17 protein-coding genes are annotated in these 20,216 nt (G+C 72.6%); 11 read left to right on the top strand and 6 right to left on the bottom strand.

What is annotated here, in order from left to right; genetic code table 11:
* Positions 1–4 precede the first annotated feature (4 nt).
* The 6 genes from J4573_RS03380 to J4573_RS03355 all read left to right on the top strand — a co-directional run bounded on the left by J4573_RS03380 (position 5) and on the right by J4573_RS03355 (position 8,734).
* Positions 5–2,815: an AfsR/SARP family transcriptional regulator gene (locus J4573_RS03380; RefSeq protein ID WP_208253683.1), complete on the top strand. Its 2,811-nt coding sequence runs from the start codon at positions 5–7 to the stop codon at positions 2,813–2,815.
* A 46-nt stretch (positions 2,816–2,861) separates the two neighbouring features.
* A complete protein-coding gene (locus J4573_RS03375; protein WP_208253682.1) occupies positions 2,862–4,109 on the top strand; it encodes a serine hydrolase domain-containing protein in 1,248 nt (415 codons plus the stop codon).
* Positions 4,110–4,163: 54 nt separating this feature from the next.
* The gene (locus J4573_RS03370) at positions 4,164–6,074 is read left to right on the top strand and encodes a cutinase family protein (RefSeq protein ID WP_208253681.1); all 1,911 of its coding nucleotides are present in this window, start codon (positions 4,164–4,166) and stop codon (positions 6,072–6,074) included.
* Between the two features lie 145 nt (positions 6,075–6,219).
* The gene (locus tag J4573_RS03365; RefSeq protein ID WP_208253680.1) at positions 6,220–6,912 is read left to right on the top strand and encodes a TetR/AcrR family transcriptional regulator; all 693 of its coding nucleotides are present in this window, start codon (positions 6,220–6,222) and stop codon (positions 6,910–6,912) included.
* A gap of 59 nt (positions 6,913–6,971) precedes the next feature.
* Positions 6,972–7,904 carry an alpha/beta hydrolase gene (locus J4573_RS03360; protein WP_208253679.1) on the top strand — a complete coding sequence of 311 codons (933 nt, stop codon included), beginning with the start codon at positions 6,972–6,974 and terminating at the stop codon, positions 7,902–7,904.
* A complete protein-coding gene (locus tag J4573_RS03355; protein ID WP_208253678.1) occupies positions 7,901–8,734 on the top strand; it encodes an alpha/beta fold hydrolase in 834 nt (277 codons plus the stop codon). Before J4573_RS03360 ends, J4573_RS03355 begins: the two co-directional genes overlap by 4 nt.
* Here J4573_RS03355 and J4573_RS03350 read toward each other — a convergent pair.
* Both J4573_RS03350 and J4573_RS03345 read right to left on the bottom strand, forming a co-directional pair.
* On the bottom strand, positions 8,709–9,146 hold the full coding sequence (locus J4573_RS03350) for a pyridoxamine 5'-phosphate oxidase family protein (RefSeq protein WP_208253677.1): 438 nt from the start codon (positions 9,144–9,146) through the stop codon (positions 8,709–8,711). The genes J4573_RS03355 and J4573_RS03350 overlap by 26 nt on opposite strands.
* 17 nt (positions 9,147–9,163) lie before the next feature.
* Positions 9,164–9,577 (bottom strand): pyridoxamine 5'-phosphate oxidase family protein, encoded by a 414-nt coding sequence (locus tag J4573_RS03345; protein WP_208253676.1) that lies wholly within the window; start codon positions 9,575–9,577, stop codon positions 9,164–9,166.
* 153 nt (positions 9,578–9,730) lie between these two features.
* Here J4573_RS03345 and J4573_RS03340 point away from each other — a divergent pair, with 153 nt between their 5' ends.
* Positions 9,731–11,446, top strand: coding sequence for a GAF domain-containing sensor histidine kinase (locus tag J4573_RS03340; protein WP_208253675.1), 1,716 nt, complete (start codon positions 9,731–9,733; stop codon positions 11,444–11,446).
* 60 nt (positions 11,447–11,506) lie between these two features.
* On the opposite strand, the gene J4573_RS03335 is transcribed toward J4573_RS03340, so the two are convergent.
* From J4573_RS03335 to J4573_RS03320, 4 genes are all read right to left on the bottom strand, one after another.
* Positions 11,507–11,944 (bottom strand): universal stress protein, encoded by a 438-nt coding sequence (locus J4573_RS03335; protein ID WP_208253674.1) that lies wholly within the window; start codon positions 11,942–11,944, stop codon positions 11,507–11,509.
* Positions 11,945–12,050: 106 nt separating this feature from the next.
* Positions 12,051–12,791, bottom strand: coding sequence for an aquaporin (locus tag J4573_RS03330; RefSeq protein WP_208253673.1), 741 nt, complete (start codon positions 12,789–12,791; stop codon positions 12,051–12,053).
* 136 nt (positions 12,792–12,927) lie between these two features.
* Positions 12,928–13,584, bottom strand: coding sequence for a response regulator transcription factor (locus J4573_RS03325; protein ID WP_208253672.1), 657 nt, complete (start codon positions 13,582–13,584; stop codon positions 12,928–12,930).
* A complete protein-coding gene (locus tag J4573_RS03320; protein WP_208253671.1) occupies positions 13,581–14,783 on the bottom strand; it encodes a sensor histidine kinase in 1,203 nt (400 codons plus the stop codon). Before J4573_RS03320 ends, J4573_RS03325 begins: the two co-directional genes overlap by 4 nt.
* A gap of 96 nt (positions 14,784–14,879) precedes the next feature.
* On the opposite strand from J4573_RS03320, the gene J4573_RS03315 reads away from it, so the two are divergent.
* The 4 genes from J4573_RS03315 (at position 14,880) to J4573_RS03300 (ending at position 20,180) form a co-directional block, all read left to right on the top strand.
* Complete coding sequence (locus tag J4573_RS03315; protein WP_208253837.1) at positions 14,880–15,791, top strand: ATP-binding cassette domain-containing protein; 912 nt, start codon at positions 14,880–14,882, stop codon at positions 15,789–15,791.
* Positions 15,788–17,293: a DUF1349 domain-containing protein gene (locus J4573_RS03310; protein ID WP_208253670.1), complete on the top strand. Its 1,506-nt coding sequence runs from the start codon at positions 15,788–15,790 to the stop codon at positions 17,291–17,293. Before J4573_RS03315 ends, J4573_RS03310 begins: the two co-directional genes overlap by 4 nt.
* The gene (locus J4573_RS03305) at positions 17,290–18,000 is read left to right on the top strand and encodes an ABC transporter permease (RefSeq protein WP_208253669.1); all 711 of its coding nucleotides are present in this window, start codon (positions 17,290–17,292) and stop codon (positions 17,998–18,000) included. Before J4573_RS03310 ends, J4573_RS03305 begins: the two co-directional genes overlap by 4 nt.
* Before the next feature lie 80 nt (positions 18,001–18,080).
* Complete coding sequence (locus J4573_RS03300) at positions 18,081–20,180, top strand: ATP-binding protein (protein ID WP_208253668.1); 2,100 nt, start codon at positions 18,081–18,083, stop codon at positions 20,178–20,180.
* Positions 20,181–20,216 lie beyond the last annotated feature (36 nt).

Genomic DNA, 20,216 nt, shown 5'->3' with positions numbered 1-20,216 from the left:
GATCGTGGTCGAGTCAATCGTGGTGTCGGACACTCGGACGGATCTTCGGATCTCCGTGCTCGGACCCTTGCGGGCATGGCGCGGCGAGGCGCAGCTGGACCTCGGGCCGATCCGGCAGCGGGCGCTGCTGGCGGCCCTGGTGCTGCGGCCTGACGCCACGGTCAGCCAGGGCGAGCTGCTCGACGGCGTGTGGGGGCTGGAACCGCCCGGCACGGGCGACAAGGTGGTGCCGGTCTACGTCTACCGCCTGCGCAAATGCCTGACCGCGGCGGCCGACCCGGCCGAGCCGCTCATCGTCAGGGACCGCGGCGGCTACCGGTTCGCGGGCGCCGGGGCGGCGGTGGACACCACGCTGCTGGACTCGGTCGCCGCCGAGGCGAGCGCCGCCGAGCAGGCCGGTGAGCTGGAGGCCGCGGTCGTCACGCAGGCCCGCGCCCTCGACCTCTTCCAGGGCGAACCGCTGTCCGGGCTGCCCGGGCCGTACGCGGCGGGGGAGCGGTTCCGGCTCGCCGAGCGCAAGATCGCGCTCTTGCAGGAGAAGCTGGAATGGCAGCTGCGGCTCGGCTGGCACACCGAGACCGTCGGCGAGCTGTCCGCGCTGGCACCGGTGCACCCGCACAGCGAGCCGCTCTGCGCCCTGCTGATGCGCGCGCTGTACGGGAGCGGCCGGCGGGCCGACGCGCTCGCCGCGTTCACCCGGCTGCGGCGCCGCCTGGTGGACGACCTGGGCGTGGAGCCGGGCGAGGAACTGCGCCAGGTGCACCAGGCCGTGCTGCGCGAGGACGACCTTCGGCTCGGCATCATCCGCGAACGACCGCAGGAGGCCGCGCCAGACCGGCAGGCCGTGGCCCCGCAGGCGGATCGGCCTGCGGAGCGCCGAGGCCCGGAGCCACGAGCGCATGACGAGTTGCCGGTCGGCGTGGTCGCGCTGTCCGGGCGCGACAAGGAGCTGGCCTCGCTCACCGCGCCCGGCGAGCCGCGCGTGATCTCGGTGGACGGGGTGGCGGGCGCGGGCAAGACCGCGCTGGCCGTACGCGCCGCGCACATCCTGCGCGACCGCTACGAGGACGGCTGCCTGTACGTCGAGCTGCACGGGCACTCCGAGGACGGCTGGCCGCCGAGCCCGCAGCACACCCTGCGGCGGCTGCTGCGCACGGTCGGCGCGCCCGCCGACCTCGACGACCCGGGCGACCTGGACGAGCTGGCCGCGCGCTGGCGCGCCGCGACCGCCGGGCTCCGCCTGCTGCTCGTGCTGGACGACGCGGCCGGGGCCGAGCAGGTACGCCCGCTCCTGCCGGGAGGCAGGGGCAGCACGGTCCTGGTGACGAGCCGGCGGCGGCTGGCCGGGCTGGACGTCGACCGCCGCGTCACGATCGGCCCGATCGACCTGGAGGCGGCCGAAGGCATGCTCAGCCGCATCGTCGGAGAGCCGCGCGCGACCCGGGAGCGCGGCGCCGTGCGTACGCTCGCCCGGCTGTGCGGGCGACTGCCGCTGGCGCTGCGCATCGCCGCCGCGCGGCTGCAGAACCGCCCGGCCTGGACGGTGGAGTACCTGGTCGGACGGCTGGCCGACGACGGCGAACGGCTCGGCGAGCTGACGGCCGAGGACCGCAGCGTGGAGAGCGCGTTCCACAACTCCTACGAACGGCTCCCGTTCGCCGAGCAGCGCGCCTTCCGTGCGCTCGGCCTCGCCCCGGCGGTGGAGCTGGACCGGCTGGCGCTCGCGGCGATGCTCGGCTGCACCGCGCGGGCCGCCGAGCGTTCGCTGGAGAACCTGGTCGACGCCAACCTGCTCCAGCAGCCCGTCGCGGGCCGCTACCGGCTGCACGAAATCGTCGCCGTGTACGCGCGGCGGCTGTCGGAGGACGAGCCGGGCGACGAGGCCGCCGAGGCCCGCGACGGCGTGCTCCGCCTCTTCCTGGCGGCGGCGCGATGCGCCAGCGACCAGGGCCTGTCCGGCTTCCCGACAGGGCCGTCCGGCCTGTCCGGGCTGGACGCGGCGGGCGACGTCCCGTTCAACGGCCGGCGCGAGGCGGCGGCCTGGCTGAACGCCTCGGTGGACCGGCTTCCCGACGTCGTCGCGCACGCGGCGGAGACCGGCCGGATCGACTACGCGTGCTGGATCGCCGAGGCCCTCGTCGACCACCTCACCCGGCAGGGCCGGTACGAGGAGTGCCGCGCGGCCATCGACGCCGCGCTCCCGCACGTCACCGGCTGCAGCGACCGGCGGATGGTCTCCTCGCTGCGGATCGCGCTCGGCATCACCTGCGGGCTGCAGGGCCGCGTCGAGCAGGCCCGCGCCTGGTTCAAGGACGCCCTGCAGATCAGCAGGCGCGCGGGCGACCTGCACGAGCAGGCCCGCGCGCTGGGCAACCTCGGCGCGGTCGAGTGCGCGGCGGGACGCCATCTGGAGGCGGCCGAACGGCTGACCGAGGTGCTGCACCTGGCCGGGCGGCTGGGCGACGCCTGGCTGACCGGCGCGGCCGTCTGCGATTTCGGCGTCATTCATCATCGGCTCGGACGGCATGAGGACGCGCTCGACTGTTTCGCGCGTGCGCTCACGGCGGCCGAGGAAATCGGCAGCCCGCGACTGGCGGGCAGAACGCTGTACTGCTCCGGCGGGCTGCATGTGGATCTGGGTAGGCAGGCCGAGGCGGCCGTGCTGCTCCGGCAGGCCGCCGAGCTCGCCGAACAGGCCGGGGACGTGCCGCTGCACGCCACCGTTCTCACCAGGCTCGGAATGCTGCACGAGGCCACCGAAAGCCTCGACGCCGCCCTGGATATTTGCGTTTCATCGGGATTTCAACGCCCCTGAATAGCGTCTCTCCGAGACTTCGCAAGATCAGACTCGGAGGACAGGCATGGGATTTCGGAGACCGGGTGTTCGCGGCGCCGTAGCCATGGGCTCGGCCGCCGCGGTGGTCGCCGGCGTGGCCGTGGCCTCCACGATGACCGGCTCGCCGAGCGGCGCGGCCCGTACGGCGAGCGCAGGCGCCGACGGGACCGCGACGGCCGCGGACGGGGCAGGCGCGGACACGACGGCCGCGGACGCGGCGAGCGTGGGCCGTGCCGGTGACGTCCTGCGGGCCGGTGTGACGAAGGTGCGGTCGGACAACGGGCTGCCGGGCGTGATCGGCATGGTCCGCGACGGCGGCGCGACCCGGTACGCGGCGGCGGGCTGGGGCGACCAGTTCAGGCACGTGCCCGCCGACCCGCGCGCGCAGTTCCGCATCGGCAGCAACACCAAGGCGTTCACCGCCACCGTGATCCTGCAGCTGGAGGCCCGGCACCGGCTCTCGCTGGACGACAAGGTCGCCAAGTACCTGCCCGGTGTGCTGGCCCGCAACGGCTACGACGGCCGGAAGATCACCATCCGGCAGCTCCTGAACCACACCAGCGGCCTGCAGGACTACGCGGGCGATGTGCGCGTGTCGGGCCCGTACGTCGCCGACGTCGACCCGAACCAGCGGTGGGCGCCGCGCACGCTCGTCGACATCGCGACCGACAAGAAGCCGGTGGCCGCACCCGGCAAGACCTGGCACTACTCCAACGCCAACTACGTGCTCGCCGGGATGATCATCCAGCGGGTCACCGGGCGCGCACCCGCCGTGGAGGTCCGCGATCGGATCATCAAGCCGCTGGGCCTGCGGCACACCACGTACCCGACGTCGGACCCCAAGCTGTACGGGAACTGGCTGCACGGCTACACCCTGCCCAGGGACATCTCGTTCTCCAACGTCCAGGTGTTCGGCGCCGCCGGCGCGATCGTGTCCACCCAGGAGGACCTGGCGAACTTCAGCCGGGCGCTGCTCACCGGACGCCTGCTGAAGCCGAAGCAGCAGCGGGAACTGGAGACCACGGTCCCGGTCGCCAAGCCCGCGAACGGCGTCGGCTACGGCCTCGGCGTCATCAAGGCCAAGACCAAGTGCGGCCCGGTCCTCACGCACAACGGCGCGGTGCTCGGCTACCTGAGCTTCTGGTACAGCAGCCCGGACGGCAAGCGCCAGGTGACGGTGGCGACCAACGAGTACCACCTCCTCCCGACCAAGGCCACCGAGTCTCTCGGGAACGCGGCGATCGACGCCTACTGCGCGATCGGACGCAAGTAACACCGGCTCATCGCAACCCCCCACTCACCCGCTCGAGAACCAGGAACAGCGATTGTGAATCCCCTGCTCAAGGCAGGCGGCGGGCTCCGCCGTCTGAAACTCGACACCAGAGCCGGTAAAACGGCCGTCGCCATAGCGCTCGCCGGTGCGACCGCCGCGACCGGGCTCGTGGTCGTCGACCAGATGTCCGCGCCGTCGGTGAACGCCAAGGCCGCCGCGCTGGACACCGCGTGCACGCCGGTGAAGCTGGTCGTCGTGCCCGGAACGTGGGAGACCACGCCCGGCGCCGACCCGAACAACCCGGCCGGGCCCCAGATGCTGCGCGCCATCACCGACCGGCTGCAGGGGCAGTTCGGCGGCAAGGTCTCCTCGTACTGGGTGCCCTACTCGGCCACCGCGTTCGACCAGGGCCTCACCTACGCCGACTCCAAGCAGAGCGGGCTGAACGGTGCCCGTTCCGCGATGTCGGAGATCGCCAAGCAGTGCCCCGGTACGCGGTTCGTCGGCCTGGGCTACAGCCAGGGCGCCGATGTCGCCGGTGACGTCGCCCAGGGCATCGGCAATGGGCGCGGTCCCGTTCCCGCCTCCGACCTGCTCGCGACCGGCCTTGTCGCCGACCCGGGCAAGGGCACGCGCGGCGAGGTCAACCTCGGCCGGCAGGTCCCCGCGTCCCACGGCATGGCGGGCGCCCGCAAGCCCGGCTACAACCAGGTGTCGGGCCGGGTCGCCAACGTCTGCCTCCCGGGCGACCTGTACTGCGCGATCCCGAACAAGTACCACCTGCTGACCGCGGTCGGCGCCGTGCTGGGTCACGCCGGCGTCGCCAACCTGCAGGGCTCGGCCGAGGACGAGCTGAACAAGCCGCCGAACCTGGCCAAGCAGAAGCGCGCCGACATCAGCGCGCTGCCACCCGGCATCCAGCGCCTCGTTCAGCAGGCGCGGGCGCACGACACCAAGGGCGCCGCCAAGACCGCCGACGACCTCGGCAAGATGATCGCGCCGCTGCAGTCGATCATCCGGCTGCTCGGCAACCCGCTGATCGTGAACGCGCTGCTGGCCACCCCGGACGGCTCGCCGACCAAGCTGGCCGGCCAGGCCCTGGCGATCCTGTCCAAGGTGGACATGGTCGCGCTCGCCAACGACCTGCAGACCGCGCTGAACGCGGCGTCCAAGCAGGACGTCAACACCCTCATCCGGGTCGCGCTGGACGCGGCGCAGCGGCTCGCGCCGCTGGCGGGCCTGCCCTCGGACCAGGTGTCCAAGGCGGCCTGGGTCATCTCCGGCCTGATGCCCGAGGCGCTGCTCGCGCAGGCCAACAACATCATCGGCGGCATCAAGCGGATCGACTACAAGGGCATCCAGAAGGCGGCCGACTCGGTTCCGGCGCTCGTGCAGCGCGGTGACGTCGCCGGGCTCTACAAGGCGCTCGTCGCGATCGAGGACCGGCTGATGCCGCTCGCCGACACCGCCACGATGGTGGACCTGAAGCCGCTGGCCGCGCTGCTGGCGATGTGGCCTCCGGGGAGCCAGGAGCGGGCCATCGGTGACGCGCTGCTCATCCTCAACCGGGTCGACTGGGGCCGGATCGTCCGCGACCTGCGCGGGCTGCAGGGCAAGCTCGAGAAGTTCGACCCGAAGCACACGCCCAAGCTCGACCCGGCCAACCCGCGCAAGTCGCTCCAGGACATCTTCGGCGTGAACGTGCTGTCGATGATCCCCGCGGTCGCCGACCTGGCCCAGCACGGCCTGGACGTCGCCGGGCTGAAGCTCCCGAACGGGACGGTCGCCGAGCTGCTGCGCACCGACCTGAACCCGATGGAGATCATCAAGGAGGGCATGGCGGCCGCGGTGTTCTACGGCTCGAACGTGCACACCGCCTACGGCAGCCAGTCGGTGGAGGGCACGGGCCGCCCCGCCGTCGACACGCTCTCGGACTGGCTGGCCCAGCGGATCGCGGCGGCCTGACCGGCCGTCCGGCAAGGTCCATCACCGTCTCCACGCCCCCGCCACGGTGATGGGATGAGGCACCCCGGGTCTGGGGAATCGATAGCGCCACCGTTCAGACCCGGGGTGCCGCTCTCATGTACGGCCCCCGAACGTGGAAGCTGTCATGGTGACAACCTCTGACCAGAACGCCTCTGAGGACAGTGCCTCTGAGGACAGTGCCTCTGACGACAGCGCCTCCGAGGGCGCGTCCGACCAGAACGGCTCGCCCGGCTACCGGCGGTCGGCCGGGTCGGCCAAGGGCGAGGCCCGGCGCCGGGAGCTGCTCGACCGCGTCACCGACGACCTGGCGGCCAACGGGCTGGTGGACTTCTCGCTGCGGCGCGCGGCGCGGGCGGCGGGCGCCACCCACAAGGTGCTGCTCTACTACTTCGACGGCGCCGAGGACCTGCTCGTCCAGGCCGTCGCCAAGCTGCGCCAGCGCCGGATCGACAACGCGACCGCCCTGACCCTGGAGTCTTACGGGACGCTGGCCGAGCGCGTGCGCGCCCTGTGGCCCACCCTCACCGAGGAGGAGCCGGGCCTGCGCCGGGTGCTCGACCAGGCGATGGGCCTCGCGCAGTACGACTCGGGCCGCTACGGCGAGCTCGGCCGGCAGGCCTCCCGGCAGTACATCCCGATGCTGCGGTCCCTGTGCCCGGACGGCTGGTCCGAGCGGCGCAAGGACGAGGTCGCCGAGATGACGCTCGCGACGCTGCGCGGCTTCCTGCTGGAACGGCTCGTCAGCGGCGACGAGGCGGGCGTGCAGGCCGGGTTCGAGGCCCTGATCCGCGCGCTGGAACGCGAGGAGAGCGCTTAAGAGGCGCCTTGTGGGACCCCGCCGTCGACATGATGTGAACCACGTGGTTCACTTTTGGTATGACCGAACGCGAGAAGGTTCGTTTCGCCAGTGGCGGCGACGATTGCGCCGCGTGGTACTACCCGGGGACAAGCGGCACCTGCGTCATCATGTGCGGCGGGTTCGCCGTGACCAAGGAGCCGGGCACCGACCGCTTCGCCCGGCGCTTCCAGGAGGCCGGCTTCGGCGTCCTGGCGTTCGACCCGCGACGGCTGGGGGAGAGCGGCGGCACGCCGCGCCAGGTCGTCCGGATCAAGGATGAGCTCGCCGACTGGCGGGCCGCCATCGAGTTCGCCCGTACGCTGCCCGGCGTCGATCCCGACCGGATCGCGCTCTGGGGCTTCTCGTCAGCGGGCGGTCACGTTCTCCGTACAGCGGCGCGGGACGCGCGGGTCGCGGCCGCCATCGCCCAGACGCCGGGCGTCGACGGGCTGAAGCTCACGCGCAACGCGGCCCGGCATCAGAGGCCGTCCGCGATGCTGCGGCTCACGGTCCTGGGCCTGGCCGACGCCGTTCTCGGACTGGCCGGGCGGCCGCCGCGGCTGGTCCCGCTCGGCGGGCGGCCGGGGACGGTCGCGGCCCTGACCACCCCCGATGCCATCGTCGCCCCGGACGCGCTCGATCCGGACGGCCGCTACTCGCAATGGCAGCAGAACGTCGCCGCGCGTTCCACGTTCGGCATCGGGTCCTACCGGCCGGGGCGCGACGCGGCCCGGGTCCGTTGCCCGCTGCTGGTCGTCGTGGCGGATCAGGACCAGTCGGCCCTTCCCGGACCCTCGATCGAGGTCGCGCGGCAGGCCCCGCGCGGCGAGCTGTTCCGGGTGCCGGGCGGGCACTACGCGCCGTTCCTGGACGCCCACGAGCGGGTCGTGGAGGCCGAGGTGGCGTTCCTGCGCCGCCACCTGATCGCCGAAGGAGTGGACGCGGAGCCCGCCGCGGGAGCGCAGGCATGAGCACGGTCGAGCTGTCCGCCGGAACGATCGACTACACCGACAGCGGCGACGGGCCCGTGCTCGTGCTGCTGCACGGCCTGATGATGGACGGCTCGCTCTGGGACGACATGGTCTCCGAGCTGTCGGCCGACCATCGGTGCGTGGTGCCGACGCTGCCGCTCGGCGCGCATCGCCACGGCATGAACGCCGGCGCCGACCTGTCGCTGCCGGGCATCGCCGCGCTCGTCGGCGAGTTCCTCGAACGGCTCGACCTTCGCGACGTCACGCTCGTCGGCGTCGACACCGGCGGCGCGCTCGTCCAGCTGCTCATGACCGGCGACCAGAAGCGGGTGGAACGGGCGGTGCTCGCCTCGTGCGACGCGTTCGACAACTTCCCGCCGGGGCTGACCGGCCGGACGCTGGTGGCCGGCGGCAGGCTGCCGCCACGTGCGTTCGGGCTGTTCATGCAGCAGATGCGGCTGAAGCCGGTGCGGCGGCTGCCGATCGCGTTCGGCTGGCTGACCAAGCGCGGGGACGCCAGCGCCAAGAGGTGGATGCGACCCGTGCTGACGCGGCCGGAGATCCGTCGTGACACCGTGCGGGTGCTGCGCGCGGCGGCGGCCGACCGGCGGTTCCTGATTCCGGTCGCCGAACGGCTGCCGGGCTTCGAGCGCCCCGCGCTGGTGGTGTGGGCGAGCGAGGACCGGGTGATGCCGCCCGAGCACGGCCGCAGGCTCGCCGAACTGCTCCCGCAGGGTCGGCTCGTCGAGGTCGAGGACAGCTACACGCTGCTGCCGCTCGATCAGCCGGGGAGGTTCGCCGCGCTCATCCGGGAGTTCGTTCGGGAGTAGGGCTGCCGCCTGGGATGCGGCGGCCTCGCAGCATCTCCAGGCGGATCCGGATGAACTGGTCCCGTTCACCCGGCGCCCACGAGCGCAGCGGCAGCGCGTCGAGCTCGGCGCGCTCGCCAGGGTCGCGGACCACCCGGGCCTCGCCGACCGCGACCACCGACCAGCCGGTGTGCGCGGCGGCGTCGAAGTCGTCCACCTCGAACGCGACGATCGCCCCCTCGGCCGCCGCCGACAGCTTCGAGTCGACCGAGGTACGGATGATCACATCGCCGTCCAGGAGGGCGAAGTTCACCGGCTGGACCGCGGGCAGCGCCTGATCGGTGAAGACCACGCGGCCGAGTGGCGCCGATCCGAGGAGAGTCCGGCATTCGTCCGCGCCGAGAATCTCCAGGCCCCCCTGATCAAAGCGCATGTCCCCGAGGGTCCCGCTTAATCGGACGGATCAATAGGGACCAACGTCCTTGCCTTTTCGCCGAACGTCACCTCCTGGCGCACATGGCGGTAGCCGGTGACCCGCCGGCAGGAGATCCTGATCGTCTGGTCGTGGACCGCGCGGGCCCATCCGATCACCGTGACCGACCAGCCCGTGCCGTCGGCGGCGTCGAACGCGTCGGTCTGGAACGCGACGATGGAGTCGCGCGTGGCTGCGGCGAGCCGCGATTCCGGCGTGGCCTGGATGACCACGCAGTGGCCGCCGCCGTCGTCATCGAGCGCGAAGCCGACCGGCTGGACCGCCGGCAGCGCGCGCTCGGTGAACACGATCCGGCCGACCGGCACGGATCGCATCAGGGCCAGGCACTCGATCCGGTCGAGGACCTGAAGCCCGCATTCGTCCCGCTTCATGTCATCAGGCTGCGCTCCGCGGGCCGCGCCCGGCAGGGCCGAACGTCCCGTCCGGGGCGTTACAGGGTCCGCTCATTTCACGTAGCCGGGTCCGGTCACGCCGCGAGGCTGAACGCCGGTGTTCACGGAGCGGAACCGGGTCATAATGTCCGCGTGACGCCCGACGAAGGACCGGGCGGGGCGCCCGGCCGACCCCTACTTCCTCAGCTGCGTCTCGATGATCTGCTGACCGAGCTGCAGACACGGCTGGAGACCGCGCGCGCGACCCGCGACCGGGTGCACGCCCTCCTGGAGGCCGTCGTCTCGATCGGCGGGGAGCTGGATCTGGCGACCGTACTGCGCCGGATCACCGAGGCGGCGACCGCCCTCGCCGACGCGCGCTACGGCGCGCTCGGCGTCATCTCCGAAGAACGCGAACGCCTGGTGGAGTTCGTCACCGTCGGCGTCGGCCAGGAGGAGATCGAGGCCATCGGGCACTGGCCGCACGGGCACGGACTCCTCGGCCTGCTCATCAAGGAGCCGCACGCGCTGCGGCTCCCCGACATCGCGGCGCATCCCGCCTCCTACGGCTTCCCGGCGAACCACCCGCCGATGCGCAGCTTCCTCGGCGTCCCGATCCGGGTCCGCGACCAGGTCTTCGGCAACCTCTACCTGACCGAGAAGAACGGTGGCGCCGAGTTCGACGAGGACGACGAGACCGTGGTCGGCGCCCTGGCGACGGCCGCCGGAGTCGCGATCGAGAACGCGCGGCTCTACGAGGAGACCCGGCGGCGGGAGCGGTGGCTGGAGGCCTCGGCGGAGATCTCCACGGCGCTGCTGTCGGGCACCGACTCGATGCGGGTCACCGAGCTGGTCACCCGCCGGGCCCGCGAGAGCGCGGACGCGGCCCTCGCCACGGTCGCGCTCGCCGACGAGATGACGGGCGAGTTCACCATCATCGCGGCGGACGGCGAGGGCGCCGAGCGGCTGCGCGGGCTGCGGGTCCCCATCGAGGGCTCGCTGGCGGGCCCGGTGTACGAGACCGGCGAGCCGTGCCGCCGGGCCGACGGGCGCTCGGCCGCGGAACGCGCCAAGGCGCTCGACCCTGACCGGGTCGGGCCGATCCTGCTGGTGCCGCTCGGGCTGGGCGACTCGGCGCGCGGCGTGATCTCGGTGATCAACCCGCCGGGCGGGCGGGTGTTCGACGAGGTCGCGGAGCGGCTGCTGCAGACCTACGCGGCGCAGGCGGCGGTCGCGCTGGAGCTGGCCGAACGGCGCCTGGACGCCGAGCGGCTGGTGCTGTTCGAGGACCGCGACCGGATCGCCAAGGACCTGCACGACACCGTCATCCAGCGGCTGTTCGCGACGGCCATGACGCTGATGAGCGCCATCAAGATCACGCAGAAGCCGGACGTGGCGCAGCGGGTGCAGCGCGCGGTGGACGACCTGGACGACACGATCCGGCAGATCCGTTCGACCATCTTCGCGCTGCAGTCCGGGCCCGACGACCTGAGCCTGCGCGGGCGGCTGCACGAGGTCGTGGACGCCAGCGCCGAGAACCTGGGCTTCGCGCCGTCGGTACGGCTGGACGGGCTGCTGGACACCGCCGTCGACGAGGCGGTCGGCGAGCAGCTGCTGGCGGTCGTGCAGGAGGCGCTGTCGAACGTGTCGCGGCACGCCAGGGCCGGCGAGGCCGCCGTGGTGATCGACGTCGGCGACGAGCTCGTGCTGCGCGTGCAGGACGACGGCGTCGGCGTACCGGCGAACGGGCGGCGCAGCGGGCTCGCCAACATGGCCGCCCGCGCGGAGTCGCTCGGCGGCTCGTTCACCGTCGAGGGACGCGCGACCGGCGGGACCGTGCTCACCTGGCGGGTCCCGCTGCACGACTGACCTCGGCGCGCGTCCCTGCGGGCTCAGCGCGCCCTGCGGGGCAGCGCGTCCCCGCGGTGATCAGTGGTCGGTGCGGGCCCGCGCGCTCGCGGCGTGGTCGGCGCAGATGACGACCTCGCAGGGCGAGGTGTCCAGCACGATCGGCACGGTGTGGCCGCCGAACGGGTTGCCGTGCTGCGAGTTCACCCGCGCGCCGATGACCAGCAGTTCCGCCCGTTCGGCCGCCTGGGGCAGCACGGCCGCGGGGTCGCCGTAGACGATCCGCAGGCGGGTGAGGATGTGCCGCGACCGCGGGATCTTGCGCGCGGCCAGGGTGCGCAGCCGGAGCCAGGCCCTGGCGGTGCGGATCCGGCCGGGCGTTCCGTCCAGCACGCGCACCACCTCGAGCCGGGCCGACCGGCGGAACGCCTCGTCGGACGCGCGGCGCAGTGCGGCCATCGAGTTCGGCGAGCCGTCGACCCCGACGACCACGCGCCGTGCTTCGGGCATGACCTGCATGACGACCTCCTTGGTTCGCCACCAGCCTTACCCGGCGCACCCGCGCGAGACAGTGCCGAGCGGCCCGTCGGGGCGGGACCTTCGCCCTGCCCGCGGGCCGCCCGCGCTAGCGGCGCGCCGGGTAGAAGTACATGATCAATGCGACGCCGACGGCGCCTCCGACCAGCTGGGCGATGATGAAGCCGGAGACCGAGGCCGGCTCGATCCCGGCGAAGGTGTTGCTGAACGCGCGGCCGATCGTGACGGCCGGGTTGGCGAACGAGGTCGACGAGGTGAACCAGTAGGCGGCGCCGATGTAGGCGCCGACCGCCGGACCCGCGAGCGCGGTCCGTTCCGTTCGCACCAGCGCGAAGATCAGCACGATCAGGCCGAGCGTCGCGACCAGCTCGCCGATCCACAGATGCGCCTGTGACCGGTCCTTGTGGGACTCGGTCACCCAGGGCAGGTCGAACATCACGTTCGCCAGCATCGCGCCGCCGATCCCGCCGATGATCTGGACCGGCAGGTAGACGGCGGCGTCCCGGTAGGGCCTGCGCTGCAGGACGCAGTCGGCGAGCGTGACGACCGGGTTGAAGTGCGCGCCCGACACCGGCCCGAAGATCAGGATCAGCGCGGCCAGGCCGAACACGGTGGCGGTGGAGTTCTCCAGGAGCTGCAGTCCGATGTCGTCGGGGGAGAGCCGCTGGGCCATGATCCCCGAACCGATCACCACGGTCACGAGCAGGCCGCTGCCGAGGAACTCGGCGACGGCGCGGCGCAGGATCGGTGCCTCCTGCGGTTCGATCGCCGGTTCCTCGATGGGAGCGATGGTGGGGTCCGGCTGAACTTGGTCTGACTGTGAGGTCACGGGCAAGGCCGCCAGGGGAAGGAGGGTCTCGGATCTTTCACGTTAACAGCGGACGGTTGGCCCGACCTACGGGTGATTATTTGACCGCCGCCCCTAATGGGGGTTGTGGCGCCGTCGAGAACGACCGGGCGAGGGACTACAGGATGCGGTAGCCGACGCCTGGGGTGGTCGTGATGATCGGCGGGTCGCCGAGCTTGCGGCGCAGGCGCCCGATCGTGACGGTCACGGTGTTGGTGAGCGGGTCGGCGTGCTCGTCCCACACCTGCTCAAGCAGCTCCTCGGTGCTGAGGAACGCAGGTGTGGCGCGCAGGAGAGCCTCCAGGAGGGCGAACTCCTTGACCGAGAGCTCGAGCGGGCGGCCGTCGCGGGTGACCGTACGGCGCGCGGGGTCGAGCTCGATGCCCGCCGTACGCAGAACGCGGGCGCGGGCGGCCGGCCGGCGGCGCGCCAGCGAGCGGATGCGCAGCACGAGCTCGGGGAAGTGGAACGGCTTGGCCAGGTAGTCGTCGGCCCCCAGCGTCAGGCCCGCGACCCGGTCGCCGGGCGAACCGGCGGCCGTCAGCATCAGGACCATGGCCCGCTCGTCCCGTTCGGTGATCATCTGGCAGAGGGCGTCACCGTGCACGCCGGGCAGGTCGCGGTCGAGGATCACCACGTCGTAGGCGTTCAGGTCGAGCTTGGCCGCCGCCTCGAGGCCGTCGTAGGCCAGGTCCACCGCCATGCCCTGGTCGCGCAGCCCCTCGGCCAGGGTGTCGGCGAGGGAACGCGCGTCCTCGACGACCAGGACCCTCACGTCCGCGCCCCGCTCTCCGGGAGCGCCCTGCCGGCCTTCTCGGGCGGCGCGTTCTCCGGGAGGGTGATCGTGACGCGCAGGCCGCCCTCTGGGCGGGCGCGCAGGTCCAGGTCGCCGCCGTGCGCGGCGGCGACGGCCGCGACGATCGACAGGCCGAGCCCCGAACCGCCGTCGGAGGAGGTCCGGTCGGCGCCGAGGCGCTGGAACGGCTCGGTCAGCAGCGCGACCTGAGCGGGCTCCAGGACCCGGCCGCCGGTCTCGACGACCAGCCACGCCGAGCCGCCGCCGGAGGACGCCTCGATCCGGATGAAGCCGCCGTCCTGGTTGTGCGCGACCGCGTTGTCGATCACGTTGCCGACCATCCGGCTGAGCAGCGTGCGGCTGCCGCGCGTCCGGGCGGAGGCGATGTCGCTCTGAATCGTCAGGGACTTGGCGGCGATGTCGTCGGCGCGTTCGTCCAGCGCGGCGGCGGCCATCGTGCCGAGTGAGACGACCGCGGCGTCGGCCGAGTCGCCGTGCTGTGTGCGGGCGAGGGTGAGGAAGCCGTCCAGCAGCCGGTCGACCTGGTCCAGCTCGGTGCGGATCCGGTCGGCGAGCGCGACGGTCTGGCGCGGTACCGGGTCAGGCTTGGCCACGGCGACGTCGACGGCGGCCCGCATCGTCGTCAGCGGGGTGCGCAGCTCGTGCGAGGCGTTCGCGACGAACCGGCGCTGGGCGGCGAACGAGGCCTCCAGCCGGCCGAGCAGCCCGTCGATCGTGTCGGCGAGCTCCTTGACCTCGTCGGACGGGCCGGGCACGCCGAGGCGTTCGTGCAGGTTCTCGGCGGAGATGCGGCGGGTCGCCGCGGTGATCGTGCGCAGCGGGCGCAGCACCCGGCCCGCGAGGAGCCGCCCCAGCACGATCGACAGCACGGCCATGACGGCGAGCGCCACGACCGACCCGACCAGCAGCTGCCGCGATTGGACGTCGTGGACGTTCGCCAGCTCGTTCTGCAGGTGCTCGATCTGCTGCTGCTGCGCGGCGACAACCGAAGGCTGCTCCACGCCGCGGTTCTGGACGGGGGCGCTCGCGCTCTGGGTGCTGCCCAGCGTCACCAGCCCGGAGATGATCAGGAGCCCGACGCCGGACAACAGGAACAGCGCGCCGTACAGCACGGTGAAACGCAGCCGCACGGTGCGGGCCGGCAGTGGGAACCTCATGGTCACCAGGATGCCCTGCCCTGCCTAACAAGGATGTGACAGCGGTCGTTCGGGCGGCGTTATGGGCTCCTCAATACAACAGTGGCCATGGAAGCGATGATCGAGGTCGCCGGCCTGCACAAGAGGTTCGGGGCGACCAAGGCGCTCGACGGGATGTCCTTCACGGTGCGGCCGGGGCAGGTGACGGGCTTCGTCGGCCCGAACGGCTCCGGCAAGTCCACCACCATGCGCGTGATCCTCGGGCTGGACGCCGCCGACCGGGGCAAGGCCCTGGTCGGCGGCCGCCCGTACGCGACGCTGCGCACGCCCCTGCTGCACGTCGGGGCCCTGCTGGACGCGGCCGCGCTGCAGCCGAGCCGCAGCGCCCGCAACCACCTGCTGTGGATGGCCCGGTCCCAGGGGCTGGACGCGCGGCGGGTGGACGAGGTGCTCGAGACGGTCGGGCTGGCCGGGGTCGCACGGCGCCGCGCGGGCGGGTTCTCGCTGGGCATGCGGCAGCGGCTCGGGATCGCCGCCGCGCTGCTCGGCGATCCGCCGATCCTGATGCTGGACGAGCCGGTGAACGGCCTGGACCCCGAGGGGATCATGTGGATCCGCGGCCTGCTGCGGGGGCTGGCCGCCGAGGGCCGCGCGGTCCTGGTGTCCAGCCATCTGATGAGCGAGCTGGAGGGCACCGCCCACCACCTCGTGGTCGTCGGACGCGGCAAGGTGATCGCCGACACCGGCGTGGCCGAGCTGATCGCCGCCGCGTCGAACGGCCGGGTCGGCGTGCGCACCCCGGAGCCGGAACGGGCCTCCGCCGCCCTGGTCCAGGCGGGCGGCACCGCCACGGTGGACGGCACGGGCCTGGTGAAGATCTTGGGCCTGGCCTCCGAACGCGTCGTGGCGGTGCTCGGCGCCGCCGGGGTGCCGTTCTCCGAGATCGCGGCCGAGCGGGCGACGCTCGAGGAGGCCTACATGGAGCTGACCCGCAGTTCCGTGGAGTTCCGGGCGGAGGCGGCCCGATGACCGCCGCAGGGCTGGTCCGCGCCGAATGGACCAAGTTCCGTACGGTCCGCGGCTGGCTGATCGGGATGGTCGTCGCCGCGCTGCTGATCGTCTTCCTGGGGTGGCTGGCCGCCGAGGGCAGCCACTCGTCGTGCGGCGGCCCCGCCACGGGCTGTCCCATCGACCCGGTGGGCCCGGGCGGGCAGGGCGTGGTCGACCGGTTCTACTTCGTGCACCGGACGCTGCCCGGCGACGGCAGCATGACCGTCCGCGTGAACTCCATGACCGGCGAGGCCCGCGCGGCCGACGCGGTCCCGGGCGTGCGGAACGTCATCCCCGAGCTGGAACCGTGGTCCAAGGCCGGGATCATGGTCAAGGACGGCACCAGGCAGGGCGCGACGTACGCCGCGATCATGATGACCGGCAAGCACGGCGTGCGGATGCAGTACGACTTCACCCACGACGTCGCCGGGCGGCCGGGCAACGGCCCGCGCTGGCTCCGGCTCACCCGTTCCGGCCAGACCCTCACCGGCTATGAGTCCACCGACGGCAGCCAGTGGAGCAAAGTCGGCACCGTTCACCTGGCCAAGCTGCCCGCCACGGCGCAGATCGGCCTGTTCGCCTCCTCCCCGGGCGCCATCACGGTGACCAAGGGCGACTTCGGCGGCGCGTCCTCCACCATGCGCTTCTCCCAGGCCACCGCCGTCGTCGACCAGATCTCGGTGCAGGGCCAGACCTCGGCGGCATGGGCCAAGGACGACATCGGCGTCGAGAAGGAGGCCGACGGGACGCCCCACCACCCAGGCGGGCTCGCCCAGTCCGGCGGAACGTTCACCATCACCGGCGTCGGCGACATCGCGCCGCGCATCGAGGGCATGAGCATCTCCAACACCCTCATGGGCGCCACCCTCGGCCTCATCGCCGTGATCGTCATCGCCGCCGGGTTCATGACCGCCGAATACCGGCGCGGCCTGATCCGCGCGACCTTCATGGCCGAGCCCCGCCGCGTCCGCCCCCTCCTGGCCAAGACCGCGGTCATCGCCGGGGTCTCCCTGGTCGCAGGGCTGATCGCGGCCGCGGTCATCGTGCCGCTGGCGAGCCACATCCTGCGCCAGAACGGCAACTACATCCTCCCCGTCAGCACGTTCACCGAGGCCAGAGTCATCGTCGGCACCGCCGCACTCCTCGCGGCCGTCGCGGTCATCGCCCTGGCCCTCGGCTCGATCTTCCGCCGCAGCGCCGCCGCCATCACCGCGTGCGTCGCGCTCATCGTGCTGCCGCACATCCTGGCGACGACCTCGGTCCTCCCGTCAGGAGTGGCGCAATGGATGATGCGGCTGACCCCGGCCGCCGGCTTCTCCGTACAGCAGGCGATCCCGTCCTACCACCAGGTCGTGGGCAACTACGTTCCGCAGGAGGGCTTCTATCCCCTCTCGCCGTTGGCGGGCTTCGCGGTCACCTGCGCCTATGCCGTCCTGGCGCTCGGCCTGGCCGCGTACATGCTGCGCCGGAGGGACGCATGAGGCTGGAACTGCGCGCGGAGTGGACCAAGCTCACCACCCTGCGGAGCACGCCCTGGCTCCTCCTCGCCGCCATCGCCGTGACCATCGGGGGCAGCGCGGCGGCAACGGGCTCCTGCACGTCCGCCTCGTGCGGGCGTGTGGGACTCAGCCTGATGGGCGTCCAGGCCGGCCAGGCGGTCGTGGCCCTCCTGGCCGTTCTGGCGGTCTGCAACGAGTACGGCACCGGCATGATCCACACGACCCTCACCGCCATGCCCCGCCGTACGACCGTCTTCGCCGCCAAGGCCACCGTCGTCACCGCCCTGACCCTGGCCGCCGCCGCGATAGCCGTCCCGACCGCACTCCTGGTCGGCCACCTCGTCCTGCCCGGCCACGACCCGGCCCTGCGGGCCATCTCCGGCGCGATCCTCTACCTGGCCCTGATCGCCCTGATCAGCCTCGGCATAGCCACCGCCATCCGCGACACCGCCGTCTCCATCGGCGTCGTCTACGCGGTCCTGTACGTACTCCCGACACTCTCGTTCATGGTCTCCAAGCCGTCCTGGCAGCGCTTCTTCTGGAAGATGTGCCCCCTGAACGCGGGCCTCGCCGTCCAGTCCAACATCAAGATGGAGCTCTCACCCAAGGCGGCCCTGGGAGTCCTCCTCCTCTGGACCGCCGCCTCCCTCCTCACCGGCGCGACCCTCCTCAAAAACCGAGACGCCTGACGGAACGCACGATGGTCAGGCAAGCTCTTCATACAGGACGTGTCACACAGGACGTGGCCGAGCGGACCGGGGTAGTGACCATGCCGATCGGGCCTCAGGTCGGAAACCTGCGCGCGGAACCGACCCGCATGGTGGGCAGGGACGGCGAGCTGGCGCAGGTCAGAGTGCTGTGCGCGCAATCGCGGCTGGTGACGCTCACCGGGCCGGGCGGGGTCGGCAAGACCCGCCTGGCCCTGCGGGCCGCCGCCGAGCTGCGCCCGAAGTTCGACGACGGGGCGTGGCTGGTGGAACTGTCACCCCTCGGACAGGGCTCGCTCCTGACGCACACGATCGCCGAGACCCTGCCGCTGGCCGACCAGACCACCCGCCCGATGCTCGACGTCCTCGCCGAATACCTGGCCGGACGCCGGCTGCTGGTGGTCCTGGACACCTGCGAGCATGTCCTGGACTCCTGCGCGATGGTCGTCGCGGCGCTGCTGGACGCCGCGCCCGGCCTGCACGTCCTGGCGACCAGCCGCCGTCCGCTGGTCCTGCCCGACGAGCGGCTGCTGACGGTCGGGCCGCTGCCCGTCCCGGACGAGACCGGAGCGGGGCCACAGGACGCGATGGCGTTGCTCGCCGATCGCGCCGCCGCCGCGGTGCCCGGATTCTCCTTGACCGACGACGACCGGGCCGACGCGCTCCGGGTGTGCCGGAAGCTGGAGGGGCTGCCGCTGGCGATCGAGCTGGCCGCCGCCCGGCTGCCCGACGTTTCCCTGAAGGAGCTGGCCGACCGGCTGGACGACCGGTTCGAGGTGCTGAACGGCGCCGCCGATGACTCCGGCGACCCCTGGGAGTACGAAGAACGTCACGACGACCCCCGCCATCGCGCGCTGCGCACCGCGATCGGCTGGAGCCACGAACTGTGCGGCCCGCACGAACGGCTGGCCTGGGCGAGGTTCTCGGTCTTCGCCGACACCTTCGACGAGGAGGCCGCCCGGCGGGTCTGCGCCGACCGGCACCTGACCGCCAAGGAGATCACGGCCGCGCTGGGCGCGCTCGTCAACGCCTCGATCCTGACCAGGTCGGGCTCGGGGCGCTACCGGATGCTGGACACCGTCCGGGAGTACGGCGCGTTCTGGCTGCGGACCCTGGGGGAGTACGACACGCTTCGCCGCCGCCATCGCGACCACTACCTGGCCCTGGCCCGCCAGGGATGCGCCGAGTGGGCCGGCCCCCGGCAGCGGCCGTGGTGCGAACGCGTCATCACCGAGCACGCCAACATGCGTGCGGCCATGGGCTACAGCCTGATCGAGCCGACCTTCGCCCTGGACATGGCCGGGCACGTCGGCTTCCTCTGGCGGCACTGCGGATTCCCCCGGGAGGGGCAGCGCTGCCTGGAGGCCGTCCTGCGGTCCGACCCCGAACCGGGGGCCGCCCGGACCTGGGCGCTGTTCGCGCGCGGCTCCATCGCGTTCGCCCAGGGCGACCTGAGGGCGGCGGGACACTGGGGGACCTTGTGCGCGGCGGCCGCGGACAACGATCAGGAAGCCATGGCGGCCGCCGTGCTCTCCGGCATGAGCCTGGCCATGCGGGGAGACGTCACCCGGGCCACGGAGGTGCTCGACGCGGCCCCGGCCCCGGGCACGTTCATGGAAGATCCCCGCTATCGGATCGTCCCGTTCCAGTTCCGCCTGGTCCGCCTCTACACCCACTTCGGCGCACGCGAGCTCACCCAGGCTCGCCGGGTCGGCGAAGACCTCCGTGCGGACTGTGTAGATCAGGGTGAACGCTGGGTGCGCGCCTACGCCGACCACGTTCTGGCGATGGTGGCCCTGGCCCAGGGCGACCCCGCCGCCGCGACCGGCCACGCCCGCGATGCCCTCGAAGGGCATCGGGTGCTCGGCAACAGCACCGGCATCGCGGTGGTCCTGGACGGCCTGGCCTCGGCCGTCCTCGCCACCGGAGACGCCGCACGGGCCGCGTGGCTGCTCGGCCTCGGCCAGCGTTACTGGCACCTCATCGGCAGCGCCCAGATGGACTCGCCGAGCATGGTCGCCCTTCGCAGGAAATGCGAAAGCCGAGCTGAGGATGCCCTTGGCGAGTCCATCTATCGGGCCGCGTTCGCTGCCGGCTACGACACCGACCCCGACACCGGGGTCGCCGGGGCCCTGACCCGGAGCCCCGAACCCGCCTCTTAGCCGGGGTCGGTCGGCGGGCGGTCGGCGGGCGGTCGG

Origin of the sequence: Actinomadura barringtoniae (genome assembly GCF_017573505.1) — a bacterium.
Classification (GTDB): Bacteria; Actinomycetota; Actinomycetes; order Streptosporangiales; family Streptosporangiaceae; genus Spirillospora; species Spirillospora barringtoniae.
The sequence above is the reverse complement of the archived record's forward strand: the minus strand, read 5'-3'. Positions and strand labels throughout refer to the sequence as shown.

Bases quoted from the DNA above. Each gene is read 5' to 3' on its own strand.
- J4573_RS03315 (WP_208253837.1), top strand. From the start codon at position 14,880: ATGATCGAGGTCGCCGGCCTGCACAAGAGGTTCGGGGCGACCAAGGCG.
- J4573_RS03355 (WP_208253678.1), top strand. From the start codon at position 7,901: ATGAGCACGGTCGAGCTGTCCGCCGGAACGATCGACTACACCGACAGC.
- J4573_RS03305 (WP_208253669.1), top strand. From the start codon at position 17,290: ATGAGGCTGGAACTGCGCGCGGAGTGGACCAAGCTCACCACCCTGCGG.
- J4573_RS03365 (WP_208253680.1), top strand. From the start codon at position 6,220: ATGGTGACAACCTCTGACCAGAACGCCTCTGAGGACAGTGCCTCTGAG.
- J4573_RS03350 (WP_208253677.1), bottom strand. From the start codon at position 9,146: ATGCGCTTTGATCAGGGGGGCCTGGAGATTCTCGGCGCGGACGAATGC.
- J4573_RS03360 (WP_208253679.1), top strand. From the start codon at position 6,972: ATGACCGAACGCGAGAAGGTTCGTTTCGCCAGTGGCGGCGACGATTGC.
- J4573_RS03375 (WP_208253682.1), top strand. From the start codon at position 2,862: ATGGGATTTCGGAGACCGGGTGTTCGCGGCGCCGTAGCCATGGGCTCG.
- J4573_RS03300 (WP_208253668.1), top strand. From the start codon at position 18,081: ATGCCGATCGGGCCTCAGGTCGGAAACCTGCGCGCGGAACCGACCCGC.
- J4573_RS03345 (WP_208253676.1), bottom strand. From the start codon at position 9,577: ATGAAGCGGGACGAATGCGGGCTTCAGGTCCTCGACCGGATCGAGTGC.
- J4573_RS03310 (WP_208253670.1), top strand. From the start codon at position 15,788: ATGACCGCCGCAGGGCTGGTCCGCGCCGAATGGACCAAGTTCCGTACG.
- J4573_RS03335 (WP_208253674.1), bottom strand. From the start codon at position 11,944: ATGCAGGTCATGCCCGAAGCACGGCGCGTGGTCGTCGGGGTCGACGGC.
- J4573_RS03320 (WP_208253671.1), bottom strand. From the start codon at position 14,783: ATGAGGTTCCCACTGCCGGCCCGCACCGTGCGGCTGCGTTTCACCGTG.